Consider the following 16,065-nt stretch of genomic DNA (forward strand, 5'->3'; position numbering starts at 1 on the left):
CCGGGCGGCCGCCGGGCGGACCGTGCGGCGGCCGACCGGCGGCCGGTGGACCGGGGCACTCCGCGGGTCCGTTAGACTGAACGCACTACGGGGCTATGGCGCAGTTGGTAGCGCGCCTCCATGGCATGGAGGAGGTCTGGGGTTCGAATCCCCATAGCTCCACGTAAAGTTGAACGTTCGAACCTTGCCCCGCGTCATCGCGGGGCAAGGTTCTTTCGTTGTGTGGCCTGGGGCTGGTGGCCAGGATGGTCTGGATCGCTTCGGTTGGTTGGAGGGTGGCGTCGTCCTCGTCATCGATGGTGATGCGGTCGAACAGCGCCCGGTTGAGCATCCGCCGCTCGGACGGTTCGGCCTTGGCGTAGACGTCGCCGATGTCGGTGAGGAGTCCGAGGATCGCGTCGAGCCCGACCTTGGCCTTGTCGTAGGTCGTCTCCAACGTGTCGAGCCGACCGGTGATCGCTTGAAGGCTCGCGCGGAGGCGGTCTTGCTCTGTCTTGAGCAGATCGATGGGGATCGCGTCGGCGTAGTGGGCTTGGAGGAGCTTGACCTGTTCGGCTTCGAGCTTCGCCATCTGCCCGGCGAGGAGCTTCTTCTCATCGCTGGTGGACTCGGAGAGGGTGTCGAACACCTGCCCGAGCACACCCTGGACCTGCGCGGCCTCGCCAGGGCTGAGGGAGATGTCCTGGTAGCCGGCCTCGATGGACTGCTCGACGCGGTGGGTGAGGACGGCGGTGCGCTGGCAGTTGTTGCGCTTGAACCGGCGGCCGGTGCAGGTGAAGTAGTCGTAGGCGACGCCCTGGTGGTTGCGGGGCCGCTCGAACATGAGCCGTTTCCCGCAGGCGCAGTAGATCGAGCCTTTGAGGTAGTGGTCGTACTTCTGGGGCTTGTCTCCGACGACGTGGTTCTGTCGCAGGATCGTCTGCACCTGCTCGAACGTCTCCGGCGTGACGAGCGGATCGTGCGTGCCGGGGTAGGTCACGTCGCGGAAGGTGACGATGCCCTGGTAGTAGGGATTGGTGAGGATCTTGTGCAGCGCGGTCGTGGTGACCGGCTTCGCGGGGAACGACGGCGTGGGCCGGGTGGTGAGGCCGCGGGTCTCCAGCTCGCGGGCGAGCTTGGATAGCGACCAGTCGCCGGTGGCGTAGGCGGTGAACGCGAACCGGATCAGCTCGCACCGGTCGGGATCGAGCCGCACCTCGCGGACCTCACGCCCGCCCGCATCGACGGTGCGGACGTTGAGGTAGCCGATGGGCGCCCGGTGCGGGGTGCCGCCGATCGTGGCTTTCTGCACGAGCCCCTTGGTGACCTCCTGGGCGAGGTTCAGGCTGTAGAACTCGGCGATGGAGGCCATGATGCCGTGCATCAGCATCCCGGACGGGGTCTCGTCGATGTTCTCCATGACGGACACGAGCGTGACCCCGGCCTGGCGGAGGGTGGCGTGGATGATCGCGTCATCGAGCCGGTTGCGGGCGATGCGGTCGACCTTGTTGATGATGCAGTACCGCACCGGGTGCTCGGCGAGGTAGTCCAGCATCTCCTGGAGCGCTTTGCGGCGGGCGGTCTTCCCGGACTCGCCGGGCTCGATGAACTCCGCGACGATGACCGCGTTCAGCTGGTCGGCCTTGCGCTGCGCGGCTTCGCGCTGCGCGGGGATGGAGAGGCCTTCTTCGAGACCGTTGCGGGTGGCCTGGTCCTTGGTGGAGACCCGCAGATACGAGATCGCGGGCACCTTCCCATCAGGAAGGGCCGCTGCTTCGCTGGTCTGCTTCGGGCCGGCGGCGAGGGTGCGCAGCGCGCTGAGGTCGAGGCCGGAGGGGAGATCGAGGAGCGTCATGGTCGTGACTGCCTTTCGGGCTCTCACCCAGCCCCAGCATTGGGGGTGGGTGCGGGCGCCGACGGGCGGTCACGACACAAATTGGGGAGGCCTGCCGAACCGCGACGGGTTCGGGCAACAGATGGGTAAGCCGGTAGCGCCCTGGGATGGACGTACGACAGGGATTCTACCGTTCGCTGCTCAGCAGCGCCCGGAGCTGGTCTCCGGCCTGACCGATCCGGCTTGTGGTGCCGGCTTCGCGCAGGGCGACGCGGATGAGGACTTCGGCGATCTTCTCGGTGTCGATCTGCTCCCGCCTCGTGAACGTGACCCGCAGCCGCCGGTCCGATGATGGGCGTTGGGTCTTGCGCTGATAGTTCCGCACCATCACCGCTCACCCGCCTTCGGGGTCGGCGCCCTCGTCGGGGTCGGCGTCGATGTCGAGGTCGGCGTCGTCGAGGCGGGCGAAGAAGGCGTCTTCGGCGGCTTTGCGGCGGGCGACCTGTTCGATCACGAAGGCCACGAAGTCCTCGCGCCGGTTCGTGATCGGGATGTCTTCGACTGGCGGGGCCGGGGGTTCGCCGGGCCAGGCGGTCTGCCGGTCGGGTCGGTCGCGATCCAGGCGGGTGCCGGAGGCGGCGACCCAGTCGCGCAGCCGCTGCCGGGCGGCGGCGAAGTCGCGGTGCCATCCGATCGCGGCCGAGGCGTCCTGTTCCGGGTCGTACGCGGCGAGCCAGTGCAGGTGCGGCGCGGATAGCTCCCATTTGAGTGCCGGATGCCGGTGCCACAACGGCGGGATCACCGAGGCGGGCAGCGCGTACTTTCTCCTGACCCACTCGACCCACCGGTTCAGGGCGAGCCATTCCTGCTCCAGATCGTGCGCGAGCAGCAGGTTCCAGTTCACCGGCCGCGGTGGCCCCGGCGCATCATCGTCGGGACCTGTCGGCCCGAACTCTTCGTCCTCCCACTCGTCCTGCTGACCCTCGTCGTCGGGGGTCGTCTCGTCGGCGGGCGGGCGTGTGGTGTCGTCGTTCATCATCGGGCTCCTCACATGGCCCGTGCGGGCTGCTCGTGGCCGGGCCCGTCGTGCTCGGGCGGCTCGAAGCCGACCTGCCGCTGCGGCTGCTGCCGGTTCGGGGACTCCATCTGGGAAAGCCGGCGCGGGCTGCCCACGTGGGTGTTCATGCGGGCGAGATCGTGGCCGAACCGGCTCGCGATGAACTCGGTCTCCTCGACCCCGGTCTTGGGGTTCGTGCTCGGCTCGGTGTGCCCGATCGCGAGGAACCAGTCGCCTTTGGCGAGCTTGCGATCGCCGGCTTCGGCCGCCTCGCGGAACGCGACGACATCGTGGAACGTGGTGGGGAGCTTGATCCTGGACCCGTCGGGTGCGAACTGGTAGTGCTCCTGCCCGGCCCGGAAGTACAGGCGCGGCTTGCCGTCGTGCGTGGTCGGCTTCGGATTCGAGGCGACGAACCCGTAGAAGGCTTCACTGATCTCCGGGTCGACGCCTGGTTTCTGCTCGCTCATCGTGTGCTCCTGCTCTGCTCATGCCGCTCGCTCCTCATCGGGGCTGCTCGTGGCAGGCAGGTGCACCCGACCACCCCAGAACCCAGCGAGGGGCTACTGCCCGTGGGCGTCGTGCAGGAGCTGTTCGACCTCGGCTCGATCCGACTGGAGCTGCTTGCCGTCGGGTCGGTCGGGCCAGGCGCGCAGGTCGGTGATGATCGGTGGGGCTGAGCGCAGCAGGGTGACGGCAGTGCCGAACGGGAGGCGTCGGATGTGATCGGGCGGCAGGATCGCGACCCGCCGCACCGAGCGTTGGTTGGAGCGGGAGCCGTAGTCGCCGACGGTGGTGGTGTCGGTGAGCTCGTCGCGTTCCCCGATCAGCGTGGAGAGGTCCTGGAGGTCGCGGCTGTTGGACGCGCCGCCGAGGATGATCGCGGCACTCTTCCCAGCGCCGGCGCCGGTGGCGAGGAGGAACAGGGTGCCCCGCTCCCGGATGAACGCCTCGGGATCGAACTCCTCGCCTTCTGCGGGTGAGACGGCATCGAGCACCCGCGGATCGGCCAGCGCCGCCAGGGAGAGGCTGACGCCCTGCCAGATCGAATCCCTCGTGCGCGGGTCGGCGTCGATCATCGACGCCAGCGAGTCGGCCCACCCGGTCGCCGCCTGCGCGTGGTTGGTGAGGATCGCGACCGCGTCCGCCGCGCTGGTGGGGTCGAGGGTCCATCGGAACAGCTCGGAAGGGCTGCGCCGGTCGAGGGCGGCGGCGTGCAGCAGTGCTTGGAGGGCGGCTTTGGTCTTGCCTTCCCAGAAGTCGCCGCCTTCGACCCCGCCCGCGGACAGGCCGGTGGCCGAGGCGAGGCCGGCGGCGCGGATCATCGCGGTCTGCGGGGACTCGCAGCCCCGGATCGGTGACCACCGCATCCCCGCCGGCAGGCCCTCGGCGAGACGCTGGGGGTCGAACACCGCCACCGGGCCGACACGCCGTCTCGCGCGGAGGCAGGCGGTGACGTTATCCGGGCGGGTGCTGGTGGTGACGACGGCGCCGGGGGCGTCGAGGATCGCCGGGATGATTAGGTGCAGGCCTTTGCCGGAGCGAGGCGGGCCGATCAGCAGAATCGAGTCCTCCACCGACGCCCACACCTCCCGCCGGTGCGCGGTGCCGAGCCGATACCCCACATCACCCGGCCCAGGGTTCTCCAAGCTGGGGCGCAGGGTGCCGGCCCGTCGCATGAGCGCCTTCGCCGACGCGGCCTTCGCGACCTCGTGCCCGGTGGCGGTGCCCTCCTGCCGGTGCGGATCGCCCGCGGCCTGCCGCATCGTGCGGCGGATCAGACTCCAGGCCCAGAGCCCTGCCGCGGTCAGGGCGGTGAGCATGAGGGCGGCGGTGATCCAGTAGACGACCGGGCTCAGACCGTCAGCGCCAAGCTGCCCGCCCGGGTCCGCCGGGTGGAAGAACACCGCGACCCCGCCCGTCGCCCCGGCGGTCGGCTGCGCGGTGCCGGTGAGGAACGCGGCGACGCTGCCCGCGGCACGGAGAACGAACGCGACCCCGAGCAGCCCACCGATCGCGATCAGCAGGACGTTGGTGAGTTCGTCGCCCATCGGCTGGCCGGCGCGGCCCTGCGGGCCGGTCACGACACGCCCCGGACGGCGATCGTGCCCGAGACCCGCCCGACCAGCACCACCTCACCCGCCTTCGCCGCGGCGACGACCGCCGGGTCGAGGAGGGCGCGGGCCCGACCGTCCGGGGTCGCGGGGGCGGTGATGGCGATGAGGCCGGTGTAGCGCAGCACCCCGTGCCCGGCGGTCAGGTCGGCTTCCTGGCGCAGCACGTCCTCGTACTCGGCGGTCTGGGAGGCGTCCTGGATCTGTCCGATCTTCGCCCGCTGGGCGCGGTCGCTGATGTACTCCACCTTCTTCTTGCGGATGTCGCGGACGGCTTGGTCGGTGCGGAGCGGGGTGCAGATCAGCGAGATCGACCGCTGTATCCCCGTCGACAACGTCACCGGGGCAAGGAAGCCCGGGTAGACCATCGCGCGGGGCCATTCAGAGATCCAGAGCACGGCGTGGTAGCCGGAATCGGTCCGCAGGCGCTCCCACGTCTCGGCGACCGCGACCGGGCCGGCGGTGGCGAGGTCCTGTCCGAGCCGGCCGTGGCGTTCCAGGGTCGGCCCGATGGCGGGGTCGTAGGCGGTGCGCAGCATCACCGCGATCTCCCCGGTCGAGAGCCATCCGGAGGGGGTGAGGTCGGCGGCGCGGAGCGCGGAGAGGAGGGTGGTCATCTCCTGGCGGAGCACGTTCGCCGCCCTTTTGAGGCCGCCGCCGGCGGTGCGGATCTGCCGGCCCGCCGCCTTCATATCCAGAGACAGCGACAGCGTCGTGGCGTGTCGTTCCCCTGCGGGCCCGGCACGGTCGATCAGCTCACTGTAGGTGGTCGAGGCCCAGGAGCCGTCGTGGGTGCCGTGCTCGGCCCACCATTCGGCGAGCCCCTGCCCGGAATCCGGCAGCGTGCGCTCCAGGACTTGGAGGGTGGCGACCCGGCCGGAGCGGCAGATCGTGGCGAGCACGCGGCCCCAGGCGGTGACGCGGCGGTGCTGCTCGGAGGGGTCCAGCAGCACGAACGCCGGATGCGTCACCGACACCACCACGGTGAGCGTGTTCGCGGTCGGGTCGTGGATCATCCCGGCCCCGGTCTCGGGGTCGGTGTACTCGCGCAACCTGGCCATGTCGCCGGGCAGCGCGAGCGTGCCCTCCGGTCTCGGGGTGACGATCCGGCGGCGGTAGAGAAGCTGGCCTCCGGTGGTGCGCCAGGCCCACCAGGCGCAGACGGGTATCCACTCGACCAGAGCTCGGCCGCTGATCTTCACCCAGGTCAGGGCGATTGCGGCCGCCCAGATGGGGGCGGAGTAGGCGATGAGGATGCCGCCGCCAGCGTAGAGCGCTCCGATCAGGGAGGCGCCGCCGATGCCGAGGACGATCATCTGCGACAGTGACAGGCCCAGGATGAGGCCGCGTCGGGTGAGGAGGGAGAACTTCACCGGCACCAGATCGCCGGTAGTCGTGGTGTCGTCGGTGCGGGGCATCGTCTACTCCTTCCCGCCGGCCGGGCCGGGTTCTGCCGGTTCGGTTGGGGTGTTGGGCACCGGCGCCGACGGAGCCGGCGGCGTACCGCCCGAACCGACATCGCCTCCGGGGGTGGTGGTGTTGCCGGTGTTCTGCGCTCCCGCGGCGGCGGTGTCGGCCTGCGTGCCGACCTCGTTGCCCGCTGCCGGGCCGGCTTCGGCGGCTTCTTTGGCGACGATCACGCCGGCCACGACCGGGGCGGCAGGCCCGCTGCTCGCGGCCGTCTCCGTTCCCGCCTCGGCGGTCGCGGCCTCCGTCCCCGCGGTCTCAGTGCTGGCGGGCGGCTTCGCCGCGGGCGGGCTCCCACCGCCATCCCCGTCACCACCACCGCCGCCGCTGGAGCCGTCGAGGATCTTCTTCGGGCCCTCACCGCCACGGGTGGGGATCGGGAGGGGCCGGTTCATGGCGTTCTTCGCGTCCTGCTCGGCGCCCATGGTGTTGTAGAGGTCGAAGCCCACGAAGCTCAGGAGCCGGTAGACCATGTAGGGGGCAAACGCCGCGATCCCGAGCAGCACGATCCCGGCGATGGGCTCGGTCACCGCGGTCAAGCCGGCGTCGATGGGGGTCGCGACCTGCGTGATCGCGACCAGGAACACCACGACGAGCACCAGCTTCGAGACGATCAGGGCGATCAGGAACGTCACCCATTTCCCGATCCACCCCTTCGTCACATCCCACGACGCCCCCGACAACGCCAGCGGGGCCAGCACCACGGTGACGAGGATCAGGGCCTTGCGGATCAGCAGGGAGAACCAGACGATGCCGATGGCCGCGATCATCAGGCCGGCGAGAAAAATACTGACGATCGCGCCGACGCCGGGTGCGGCGATGTTCAGCCCGGATAGGGCGCCCGCGAGGAGGAGGAGTTGGTTGCCCATTGATTCGGTGGTCTCCCCGGCGGCCTGGATGAGGCCGATGCACAGCTGGTCGACGATCTCCAGCAGCACCGTCGTCAACGTGATGACCACGAACGATCCGAGGATCGACTTGCCGGCCCCGAGTGCCGCCCGTGAGAGGGCGCCGGGGTCGCGCTGGATCATCCCGGTGATGAGTTGGAGGAAGAAGAAGATCGCGATGATGAACAGGGCGATTCCGAAGACGATGTTGTAGACCGAGACGAATCCGTCCTGGTTCAGGTCGACCAGGGTGGTGGTGTCGAAGACGGTCCACATCGTCTCCATCAGCCAGGCTGCGGCCCCGGCCATCGAGGAGGCGAGCCAGTCGAACGGGGCGGCGATCAGGGACGCGGTGCCCTCACCGACGGCGTCGCACACATTCGAGATGACGGGGATATCGCACACGCTCACGGCGCACCCCTCCTTTCACACGCAGAAGGGGTTAGACCTGCTGGCCGACCGACCAGCCGAAGTTCACGAGCGCGACGGCGGCGCCGCAGATCACGGCCGCGCCGCAGGAGATCAGCAGCCCCGTCTTCCCCCGCCCCGCCAGGTGCGGGTTGCTGCTGTTGGAGCCGTAGGCCCACACGATCGCGGAGACGATCAGCGCCAGCACGGACAGGATGAGGCCGACGGTCATCACGGCGCCGACGATGGTGCGCAGCTGCTCGATGCCCGGCAGTCCGCTGGAGTTGGGGTCGATGTCGATCACGATGTGCCCTTTCACGAGACGAGAGACAGTTCCGACCGCCAGGTGCACCACCCGCGCCCAGGAGCACACGAAGAAGCCCGCCCCCGGAGGTGCCGAAGCACCCGAGGGGCGGGCCAGAGAAAACCGACGACGAGCAGCAACCAGGGTTAGAGCTGGTTGCCGATCGTGATGAGCCAGTTCAGCCAGGCGACGCCGGCGCCGGCGAGGATCGCGCCGGCGAAGGACACGAACACGCCGGCCCGGCCACGGTGAGCGAGCTGGTAGTTGCCGTTGCTGGAACCGATCGCCCAGCAGATGCCTGAGACGATGAGCATCAGCACCGCGACGATCAGCACGAAGCCTGCCACCCGTACTCGAGCTGGGCCGGGGTCGGGTACTGGCCGATCGCGTTCCCGAACGCCACATCACACGCTCTGCCGATCGGGTGTTCGGACTTGGTGCCGGGGCGGGGCGAGTAGCACGCCCACGTCGACTCTGGGAATGCGGCGAGGGTCTGTTCGTAGACGCTGCGCATCCGCACCGTGATCTGCCCTTCGCTCGTGGGGTCGTCCACCAGCTCGTCCGGGTCGCCCTCGACCGGGGCCGGATCACCCGGCGTGCTCTGCTGGGTATCGCAGTCCTCGTGCTGTCCGGGTGGGGTGACGTCGGACTCGTCGAGGTCGGCGGCGTCGTGGTCGTTGAGCCACTTCGCGGGGTCGATGTACTCGCCGTCGGTGCCGCCGTCGCGGACCTCGAAATGCAGATGCGGCCCCGTCGACATGCCCGAGGAGCCGACGTCGGCGATGTGCTGCCCCGCCCGCACCGTGTCACCCGGCGCGACGTGGATGCCGTGCTCCCAGGAATGCGCGTACGCGGTCGCCAGGGTCTTCCCGTCGATGCGGTGCTCGATGACGACGAGACCCCCGTAGCCGCCGGAGAACTCCGCGACCGTGACAGTTCCGTCGGCGGCGGCGAGGATCGGGGTGCCGTCCGGGGCGGAGAAATCCGAGGCGGTGTGGAAGGACTCCAGTTCGCCGGTGATCGGATGCGTCCTCGGCCCGAACGGGCTCGTCGGCACCCAAGTGCCCTCCGGCAGCGGGAACACCACCCGCGCCGACTCGACCGGCTCCGCACCCACCAGGACCGGGGCACGGGTCGGGCCGGGATCGCCACTGCCAGTGCCGCTGCCGGTGAGGGTGGTGAGGATGTCTTCGGCGACGGGCTCGTAGTTGTTGTAGCGGTCCGGGAACGCGCTGACTTCGACCGACTGGGCGGCCTCGCCTTTGCCCATCTGCTCCCAGCCGGGAATGTCCAGCAGCCCCCTGGGTGAGCCGGCGTTGGGGCCGCCCGGGCCGCCGTAGAACGCGGCGGTCTGATAGTCGGGGTCCATGAGTTCAGCGACGGTGCCCCACCCGGAGGCCGGCCGCATCTGAAACAAGCCGAGGGAGTCGTTATCCGAGCCGTCGCCGTCGTTCGGGTAGTCGCCGCTCTCCGGATACGCGAAGGTGTTGGCGAGCATCCGCATCCGCGACTCGGTCAGCGCCGCCATCAACGCGATCACGATCCCATCCCGGCCCACCCCCTCGGTGCGCGAACCGGTCTCGATGATCGTGGCCGCGTGGGTGAGCTCGGCCTTGCCAAGCGTCACCTGTTCCCCGTCGCGGGTGGTCGAGGTCAGTTCGTCCGGCACGTCGCCGACCTGCACCCTGCCTCCGGGGGCGGCGCAGTAGGCGGCGGAGGGGTTGACGAGCAGCCCGACCGAGACGAGGACGACCATCGGACCGAGCAGGACGAGGGCGGCGATCCCCGCGATCGCTTTGCGCAGCATCAGCGTCTCCTCCCCGGTGTCAGCGCAGGGGCTGGTCGAGGACGGACAGCCGCAGCAAATAACAGGGGTCGCCACCCGGCGGGCAGGTCAGGAAGATCGTGAACGCCACCTCATGCGCACTCGACGTGGCCTCGTCGTTCCAGACGCCCTGCCGATGGCGGACGCCCTCGACCGTGTACGCGGTCGTGCCGGGCGCCAGCTGCGCCGGCTGCGCCTGCGCTTCCGCCTCCGCCCACGCATCGGGCACGAACACATCGGTGATCTCCAGGCGCTGGGTCGTGCTGTACTTGCGCAGCTCGACCCAGGTGTCGCGGTTCGGGAGGTAGCCGGCGATATCCGAGGCCAGGCCCGCCTGCTCGACACCGGAGGGGTCGGCAACCTTCAGGAGCACGCTGGTGTAGTCCAGCGGCATCAGCCCGCTGGTCGTATCCCAACCGAACAGCGCCTCCGCAACGGCGCGGGCGAACTCCTCGGGGTCGTCGGTCTCGGGGATCGGCGCCAGCTCACGCGGCCCCTGCTCCGCGGTACTCGGTGCGGTCGGTGACGGGCGCGCGGGGGGCGGGTCGCTCGTGGTGCGGGGGCCGGCGACCAGGCCGTAGACACCGACGCCGACCAGGAGCAGCACGACGACCGCGGCCGAGATCAGCACGACCAGTCGACGGCGGGAACGAGAAGCATCTGTCGAGTTCATACCCACCAGGTGCACCCGAACGCACATCCGCCCCGACACCCCTCATGAGGGTCCGGGGCGGCGAAACAACGTGAGGATCAGAGGGCGCGCAGATGCCGCACCCCACCCTCGCCCTCTTCACGGTCTTCGTCGTTGTCGATGTTGCGGTTGCGTGCGGCACGGAGGGCGGTGGCGAAGCCGGCGGTGCCGTCGGCGATCGTCAGGAACATCTCGATCTGCTCCTCGGTGAGCTCGCCGGCGAGCACGGCCGGGTCGTAATGCGTCCACCAGTCGGCCAGTTCACCCCAAATCACGACGAACGAGCGGGCCGTCCTACACCGTGAGCCCCGCCGCCGCGGGAACGGCAGGGTTCTTCGTGCGGCGGGGCCGGTTCTTGGCGCGGGCGAGGGCGTCTTGTGCGAGCCGGTCCAGCTCCGCATCCCGGGTCCGGGCGGGGTCGTCGACGAGGGCGCGGACCTCCTCGAAGATCGGATGCACCGGCGCGCCCGCCTCGATCCGCGCCAACGCATCCGCCACGACCGCGCGGGTGTCGTCGGGGAGGTCGTCACGGTCGGCGGCCTGCTGGATCGCCTCGATCTTGTCCAACGTCCGATACGACGCCGCGCCCGGGATCATCGCCGCCGCCTGCTGCCGCGCCTCACCCGCCGCAGTCGGTGAAGGTGTTGGTGACGGTGCCGGAAATTTTCCGCCACCGTCCTGACCGCCCTCGGCGGGTTGGTGGTCGGTGCTGAACCGGGAGGCTTCCTGACGACGGGCCGCATCCTCAGCGAGGAGGGTCTTGAGCTCGCGGTAGAGGGAAGCTGCTTCGAGCGGGGTGAGGTCCTTGTGCAGCAGGTTGTCGTCCTGCTCGGCAAGGAGATGCCCGAGACGGTCGGAGATCCCTTGCCGCACCCACACGTTCACGGTGCGCCAGCCGAGCTGCTGGATCGCTGCCAATCTGCGCCGCCCGCAGACGAGCACCCCGTCCGGGGTGATCGTCGAGGGCTGGAGCAGCCCGTCGCGCTCGATGGACGCGGCCAGGGCGTCGATCTCGCCCAGGTCGGTGCGGTGCCGGTTCCCGATCCTGATGGAGGACACGGCCCGTTCCAGCTCGATACTCATCGCCGACCCCCACCCTTGCGTGGTGCCGCGAGTGACACGGTGAGGACGAGGTCGTCGTCGTGCAGCAGCACCGGCAGCGTCTCGCCGATCAACAACCTGAGCAGGATGCCCCGCCCCGCCGAGGTTGCGGCGATCCCGGGGGCGGGGTTGCCGAGCAGTGCCCGCAGCAGCGCCGTCCATGAGGAGCCGGGCAGGTCGAGCAGGGCGCGGGAGTGCTTGTCGCGGCGCAGCACCTCGAACGCGGACTGCCGCGATCCGGCGCGGGCGAGGGCGTGGCAGACATGCTCGACTGCGGCGCGGGCGGTCTGGGCCGGCCAGCCGAGGACGGTGACGAACGCGATCGCGTCCTCCACCGCACCAGAGGCCGACGTGACCACCCCGGCAGGCTCCACCACCTCCCGCTCGCCCTCGTTCTCGCCGTCGTGCTCGTCGTCGGGGTGGGGGTCGGTGATGTGGAACGCGGGATGGTAGTCATCCAGCGGGTTCTCACGGTCGGAAAGGCGTTCGGCGTCGTGGAAGACCGAGTAGTGCGGGCGGCGCGCCTGATGCGTCGAACAGAGCAGGCCTTGGGCGCGTTCCTCGGCGATGCAGGTGATCCGCACCGCATGGGTGACCACGCCCCACGGGTCATCGGCCCCGCGCGCGGAACGGGTGCGCATCACATCGAACGCCGCAGCCGCCGCCTCCCACGGATCAAGACCGTGCTTACGCGCCAGAGCAGCGTACTTCTCCGCCGCATACTCCATGAGCTTCGCGGCGATCGGATCGGTGCGCCACGCGCCCGGCCCTTCCGCGTGCAGCCGGGCCAGCAGAGCGCGCAGGCCCTCGCCAGTCGTGTAGTCCTCGCCGCCTCCCCGGCCGGCGGCAGTCGTCGTGTGCGGGATCATCTCGGCACCTCCTGCCAAGCAGGTGCACACCGGCTCCCACGAGCAGCGGGGCGGTCAGGGAAAGAACGTCGGATCGTAGACATGACGGCTCACCCCTGGTCACTTCCTGCCCAGACCCGGCGCCTCCGGCGCGGGCTCCTCGCGGCCGAACGCCGAGACCGGCGGCAGCCGCCTCGCGCCCGCGGCGATCTGCCGACCGGCATACTTGGCGCTGACCGCGATGCCGTGCCGGGTCCCACGAGCGAGCCTGGCGTCCAGGTCGATGCCGCGCCGCGACACGTAGCCGCTGCCACGAGAGAGCAAGTCGGAAGCGCGCACCCAGTCCACCCCGCGGGTCGGCCTCTCCACGTCCACGCCCTCCGCGCTTTGCTGCTCGCGGTCGACGTCGGCCGCCTGGATCGCCTCGGGCGCCATCCCCGCCGCCGGATCAGGCCGCTCCGGCCCTGCCGCCTCGGATGGTGGCGGCTGCTCGGGCGACTGCTGGTCGTGCGGGTGCTGTTCAGTGTTCATGACAGTTCCTCCTCGGAATGTTCAGGTGGGGTGCCGGCCTCCTGCAGGCCGGACGACTCAGACACCTCGGCCTCGGGCCGTCGGGGAAACCAGCGGCCCACGGTCGAGGGGTGCACATCGAGTTCGCGGGCGATCTGCTTGTTCGACCAACCCTCCGCACGCAGCCGCGCCGCCCACTCCCGCCGACCAGCACCAACCACCGTCGGAGCCGACTCGCCGGCCTCGGGCACGGACGGGACTACTTCGCCCTCGTCCTCGGGCTGCGGTGAGGGATCGTCGGGCTCCGTCGCCGGGCTCTCGGTTGGGGTCTCGGGTGCGGTGCCGCCCGCCGGCAGAGCCGGCAGCGGCTCCTCGGTCGGCGGCGGGGTGGTCGTGGTGCGGGTGGAGCGGATGAGCACGACGGTCAGATGGGTGGAGGCCAGCAGCACCAGGGGCGGGACGGCGGCGACGGTCGCGGCGAGCAGGCCCGGCACGGACGCCTCGGCGGTGACCAGGGCGTGCGCGGCGTTCGCGATCACCGAGACAAGTGCGCCGCCGATGAGCAGCGCCCACGGATACCAGGCCGCCCGGTGCCCATCGAGAGCGACCACGGCGACGGTCGCGACCACGATCAGCCCATCGACCAGCAGCGGCCAGATCCACGCCTGCCCGCCCCCGATCCCGGAGCGCACGGCGAGGTCGGCCAGCGCCGTGAACGACAACCAGAACGCGCCGGCACCGATGAGCACAGTGCCCGACGCGGCCGTGACCACCGCCCACCCACGCCGCCGAGACATCACAGCCCCCTCGCCGGCGTCAGCCGCTGCTCCTGAGATGCGCCGACGGTGGCGCGCGCAGGCCCTCCGAGGGGCGCTCTGTTCCCACGGACTGAGGGCGGATCACCGTGGATGCGCTTGTAACCGGAGGCGACGGTCCGGGTGATCTCCCGCTGCCCGAAGTCGGGCTGCTCGACCGCGAGCATCGCGTCCAGCGCATCCCGATAGGGCACGCCTTCCTCGGCGAGGACGCAGGAGGCCCAGAACAGCTTCCGGTTCCGGTCGATGCGCTCTCCGCCCAACCAGTTCGCGAGCTTCAGCGGATCAGTCCGCCCCTGCCCGCGCATCCGGGGCGGGAATCGGCGCGGCGATCTGGGCGGGTCGAGAAAACGCCGCAGACGGCCGGCGCCCAGCGGGTGTGTGGGCGCGGTGCCGAGCTCGGTGATCCGGTAGGGCACCATCTCGCCGTCGATCACCCGGAGCGAGGGTGGGGCGACGATGTAGCCGCCGTCGCCGCGGAAGTCGATCCCCGCATCCCCGGCCTGCCACGACCGCTGCTCCATCTCGTCGGCGGCTGGGTAGCAGAGGTGCAGGCCGCCCGTGGGCGAGCGCACCAAGAACTCCCACCCTGTGACGAGGCCGGCGCGGTCGGCGCGGTTCAGGGCGTCGTAGCCGTTCGTGCCGTGCACGTCCACATCCACCACGACCAGGCCGGAGGCAGCGCCGGTGGGGACGCCGATGTTCGCCTGTGGGAAGCGCCGCCACCACGCCTCGACCTGCCGCAGGTCAGTTGTTGCGTCCCGGAAGCCGCGGCCGTTGCGGATCAGCGGTGCCTTGTCGCGCGGCGCGACCGGGAACACCGGCACCCCCGACGCCGCAAGCCTGGCCGCGGCCCGCGGGAGGGGCTGGTCGGTGGCGTCGAGGAAGATCGCCGACAGATCACGGACCGTCATCACAGCCCCCGCCCCGCTCGCTCGGGCCGCGCCTCCTCAGGCTCCACGGCAGGCGCCGCCCGGGCGACGCCACGTTCCGGCGGCTGACGCTGGGTGTCGCGGTCGAGGCCGGGCGGGGTGCCGTCGCTCACCTGGATCGTGTCGAGCTGGTCGAGGATGTCGATCGCGGTCTTGCGGATACGCTCCCCGGCGGCCTGCACCACCTCGACCGGGTTCTTCCCATCCACGGCCGTCGCCCACCCGGCCACGTACGGGATCGTGTACTCGCTGGTGTCCATCCCGTGAGCGGCGCCGATCATCAGCGCCACCGATTCGGCCTCGACCTCCCCGATCCCGCGATGCTGCCTCGCTTCCTCCTGGTCGGGCCCGTGCATCAGGACGTGGGCGAGCTCGTGGCCCTCGGTCTTCACCTGCGCGGCGTCGGGCATGTTCTCCCGCACTGCGACCTGGCGGGTCTCGAAGTTCGTCAGCCCGATCGCGCCGCCGATCATGCCCTCGTGCGGCACCCACAGCAGCTCGAACCCCTCCGACCCGATCCGCCTCGCCAGTCCCTCGCGCAGGCCTTCCGGCGCCTCCCCGGTCAGCAGCCGCGGCTCCGGCTTCTTCGGGAGCGGGTCGCCGGTGGTCTGGGAGACATCCCAGACGTAGGCCGGGCGCACCCCGACCATCTTCGAGCGCACGGTCTCGCCCGGCTTGGGCTTCTCGCCCCGGTTCAGGCGCCGCCACGACGCCGGATCGGACGGGTTCGCCGATGCGAACCTGCCGGTCACGGGGGCGAGGATCTGGTATCCGGCCTGGCCTTTGCCGACCTGGCGGCCGAGCTGCTGCCACTGCTTGTACCCGGCGACATAGGTCGGGAACGGCTCCGGGACCCGGCCCTGCTCGAACGCTGCCAGGTGCTGCTCCCAGGTCAACAGGACGTTGTTGAACGACCGCGACCGGAACCGGGCCGCGCACCGGAGCGCGTCGGCCCAGTCATCCCCGGTGACGAGCCGCTCGACCGCACCGGTGAGCTTGTCGTGGAGCTCGTCGAGCTTCGCCTCCCGCGCCTGGCGGGCCTCCTCTTGCCTCGTCGCCATCGTCTCCCTCCTCCCGGAGGGCTAGCCACCAGGGGGGCGGCTGGCCCTGTACCTGCGAGGTGAGCCAGGCACATCCGGCGAGTCGAGACGGTCAGCGAACTACGGGATCGGTAGGTTGGCCGCCAGGACAACTTGTGGTCGTGCCTGACGTAGGACATACCGGACTACCAGCGCTCCCGCCGACGGTGGGCGGGAAGCGGGGATGTCCGGTCGGACGCCGGACGAAGTGAGG

Annotated in this window: 17 protein-coding genes, 1 tRNA gene and 1 pseudogene; 1 reads left to right on the forward strand and 18 read right to left on the reverse strand. The window is 70.4% G+C overall.

What is annotated here, in order from left to right; translation table 11 throughout:
* The first annotated feature begins 89 nt into the window (after window positions 1-89).
* Window positions 90-162: transfer RNA gene (locus HNR12_RS23880), tRNA-Ala, on the forward strand.
* 799 nt (window positions 163-961) lie between these two features.
* On the opposite strand, the pseudogene HNR12_RS29830 reads toward HNR12_RS23880, so the two are convergent.
* The 18 genes and pseudogenes from HNR12_RS29830 to HNR12_RS23965 form a co-directional block, all read right to left on the reverse strand.
* Window positions 962-1,834, reverse strand: a pseudogene (locus tag HNR12_RS29830) (recombinase family protein); the annotation flags it as partial.
* A 166-nt stretch (window positions 1,835-2,000) separates the two neighbouring features.
* Window positions 2,001-2,204, reverse strand: a complete 204-nt coding sequence (locus HNR12_RS23890) for a hypothetical protein (protein ID WP_218902030.1) — start codon at window positions 2,202-2,204, stop codon at window positions 2,001-2,003.
* A 3-nt stretch (window positions 2,205-2,207) separates the two neighbouring features.
* Window positions 2,208-2,852, reverse strand: coding sequence for a hypothetical protein (locus HNR12_RS23895; protein WP_179769663.1), 645 nt, complete (start codon window positions 2,850-2,852; stop codon window positions 2,208-2,210).
* An 8-nt stretch (window positions 2,853-2,860) separates the two neighbouring features.
* Window positions 2,861-3,340, reverse strand: coding sequence for a single-stranded DNA-binding protein (locus HNR12_RS23900; RefSeq protein WP_179769664.1), 480 nt, complete (start codon window positions 3,338-3,340; stop codon window positions 2,861-2,863).
* A gap of 93 nt (window positions 3,341-3,433) precedes the next feature.
* Window positions 3,434-4,954, reverse strand: coding sequence for a type IV secretory system conjugative DNA transfer family protein (locus HNR12_RS23905; RefSeq protein ID WP_218902031.1), 1,521 nt, complete (start codon window positions 4,952-4,954; stop codon window positions 3,434-3,436).
* Window positions 4,951-6,402 carry an SCO6880 family protein gene (locus HNR12_RS23910; RefSeq protein ID WP_246425164.1) on the reverse strand — a complete coding sequence of 484 codons (1,452 nt, stop codon included), beginning with the start codon at window positions 6,400-6,402 and terminating at the stop codon, window positions 4,951-4,953. The genes HNR12_RS23905 and HNR12_RS23910 overlap by 4 nt, the downstream gene beginning before the upstream one ends.
* Window positions 6,403-6,405: 3 nt before the next feature.
* On the reverse strand, window positions 6,406-7,749 hold the full coding sequence (locus HNR12_RS23915; protein ID WP_179769665.1) for a conjugal transfer protein TrbL: 1,344 nt from the start codon (window positions 7,747-7,749) through the stop codon (window positions 6,406-6,408).
* Window positions 7,750-7,780: 31 nt separating this feature from the next.
* Window positions 7,781-8,050: a DUF6112 family protein gene (locus tag HNR12_RS23920; RefSeq protein ID WP_119296660.1), complete on the reverse strand. Its 270-nt coding sequence runs from the start codon at window positions 8,048-8,050 to the stop codon at window positions 7,781-7,783.
* A gap of 146 nt (window positions 8,051-8,196) precedes the next feature.
* Window positions 8,197-8,385: a DUF6112 family protein gene (locus HNR12_RS23925; protein WP_218902032.1), complete on the reverse strand. Its 189-nt coding sequence runs from the start codon at window positions 8,383-8,385 to the stop codon at window positions 8,197-8,199.
* Window positions 8,379-9,857, reverse strand: coding sequence for a M23 family metallopeptidase (locus HNR12_RS23930; RefSeq protein ID WP_218902033.1), 1,479 nt, complete (start codon window positions 9,855-9,857; stop codon window positions 8,379-8,381). Before HNR12_RS23930 ends, HNR12_RS23925 begins: the two co-directional genes overlap by 7 nt.
* 19 nt (window positions 9,858-9,876) lie before the next feature.
* On the reverse strand, window positions 9,877-10,506 hold the full coding sequence (locus HNR12_RS23935) for a hypothetical protein (RefSeq protein ID WP_338119822.1): 630 nt from the start codon (window positions 10,504-10,506) through the stop codon (window positions 9,877-9,879).
* A 119-nt stretch (window positions 10,507-10,625) separates the two neighbouring features.
* Entirely contained in the window at window positions 10,626-10,793 is a 168-nt protein-coding gene (locus HNR12_RS27960) for a hypothetical protein (protein WP_218902034.1), read from the reverse strand.
* Between the two features lie 67 nt (window positions 10,794-10,860).
* The gene (locus HNR12_RS23940) at window positions 10,861-11,649 is read right to left on the reverse strand and encodes a ParB N-terminal domain-containing protein (protein WP_218902035.1); all 789 of its coding nucleotides are present in this window, start codon (window positions 11,647-11,649) and stop codon (window positions 10,861-10,863) included.
* Window positions 11,646-12,536 (reverse strand): hypothetical protein, encoded by an 891-nt coding sequence (locus HNR12_RS23945; protein ID WP_179769668.1) that lies wholly within the window; start codon window positions 12,534-12,536, stop codon window positions 11,646-11,648. Before HNR12_RS23945 ends, HNR12_RS23940 begins: the two co-directional genes overlap by 4 nt.
* Before the next feature lie 99 nt (window positions 12,537-12,635).
* Entirely contained in the window at window positions 12,636-13,046 is a 411-nt protein-coding gene (locus HNR12_RS23950; protein ID WP_179769669.1) for a hypothetical protein, read from the reverse strand.
* Window positions 13,043-13,822 (reverse strand): DUF2637 domain-containing protein, encoded by a 780-nt coding sequence (locus HNR12_RS23955; RefSeq protein WP_179769670.1) that lies wholly within the window; start codon window positions 13,820-13,822, stop codon window positions 13,043-13,045. The genes HNR12_RS23950 and HNR12_RS23955 overlap by 4 nt, the downstream gene beginning before the upstream one ends.
* Window positions 13,822-14,754 (reverse strand): bifunctional DNA primase/polymerase, encoded by a 933-nt coding sequence (locus tag HNR12_RS23960; protein ID WP_179769671.1) that lies wholly within the window; start codon window positions 14,752-14,754, stop codon window positions 13,822-13,824. The genes HNR12_RS23955 and HNR12_RS23960 overlap by 1 nt, the downstream gene beginning before the upstream one ends.
* Window positions 14,754-15,833, reverse strand: a complete 1,080-nt coding sequence (locus tag HNR12_RS23965; RefSeq protein WP_179769672.1) for an ArdC-like ssDNA-binding domain-containing protein — start codon at window positions 15,831-15,833, stop codon at window positions 14,754-14,756. The genes HNR12_RS23960 and HNR12_RS23965 overlap by 1 nt, the downstream gene beginning before the upstream one ends.
* Window positions 15,834-16,065: the final 232 nt, after the last annotated feature.

Source organism: Streptomonospora nanhaiensis (genome assembly GCF_013410565.1).
GTDB classification, from domain to species: domain Bacteria; phylum Actinomycetota; class Actinomycetes; order Streptosporangiales; family Streptosporangiaceae; genus Streptomonospora; species Streptomonospora nanhaiensis.

What these genes read in the sequence shown, in the direction of transcription:
- HNR12_RS23895 (WP_179769663.1), bottom strand. Translation starts at nt 2,852, where the DNA reads ATGATGAACGACGACACCACACGCCCGCCCGCCGACGAGACGACCCCC.
- HNR12_RS23900 (WP_179769664.1), bottom strand. Translation starts at nt 3,340, where the DNA reads ATGAGCGAGCAGAAACCAGGCGTCGACCCGGAGATCAGTGAAGCCTTC.
- HNR12_RS23910 (WP_246425164.1), bottom strand. Translation starts at nt 6,402, where the DNA reads ATGCCCCGCACCGACGACACCACGACTACCGGCGATCTGGTGCCGGTG.
- HNR12_RS23930 (WP_218902033.1), bottom strand. Translation starts at nt 9,857, where the DNA reads ATGCTGCGCAAAGCGATCGCGGGGATCGCCGCCCTCGTCCTGCTCGGT.
- HNR12_RS23940 (WP_218902035.1), bottom strand. Translation starts at nt 11,649, where the DNA reads ATGAGTATCGAGCTGGAACGGGCCGTGTCCTCCATCAGGATCGGGAAC.
- HNR12_RS23945 (WP_179769668.1), bottom strand. Translation starts at nt 12,536, where the DNA reads ATGATCCCGCACACGACGACTGCCGCCGGCCGGGGAGGCGGCGAGGAC.
- HNR12_RS23950 (WP_179769669.1), bottom strand. Translation starts at nt 13,046, where the DNA reads ATGAACACTGAACAGCACCCGCACGACCAGCAGTCGCCCGAGCAGCCG.
- HNR12_RS23955 (WP_179769670.1), bottom strand. Translation starts at nt 13,822, where the DNA reads ATGTCTCGGCGGCGTGGGTGGGCGGTGGTCACGGCCGCGTCGGGCACT.
- HNR12_RS23960 (WP_179769671.1), bottom strand. Translation starts at nt 14,754, where the DNA reads ATGACGGTCCGTGATCTGTCGGCGATCTTCCTCGACGCCACCGACCAG.
- HNR12_RS23965 (WP_179769672.1), bottom strand. Translation starts at nt 15,833, where the DNA reads ATGGCGACGAGGCAAGAGGAGGCCCGCCAGGCGCGGGAGGCGAAGCTC.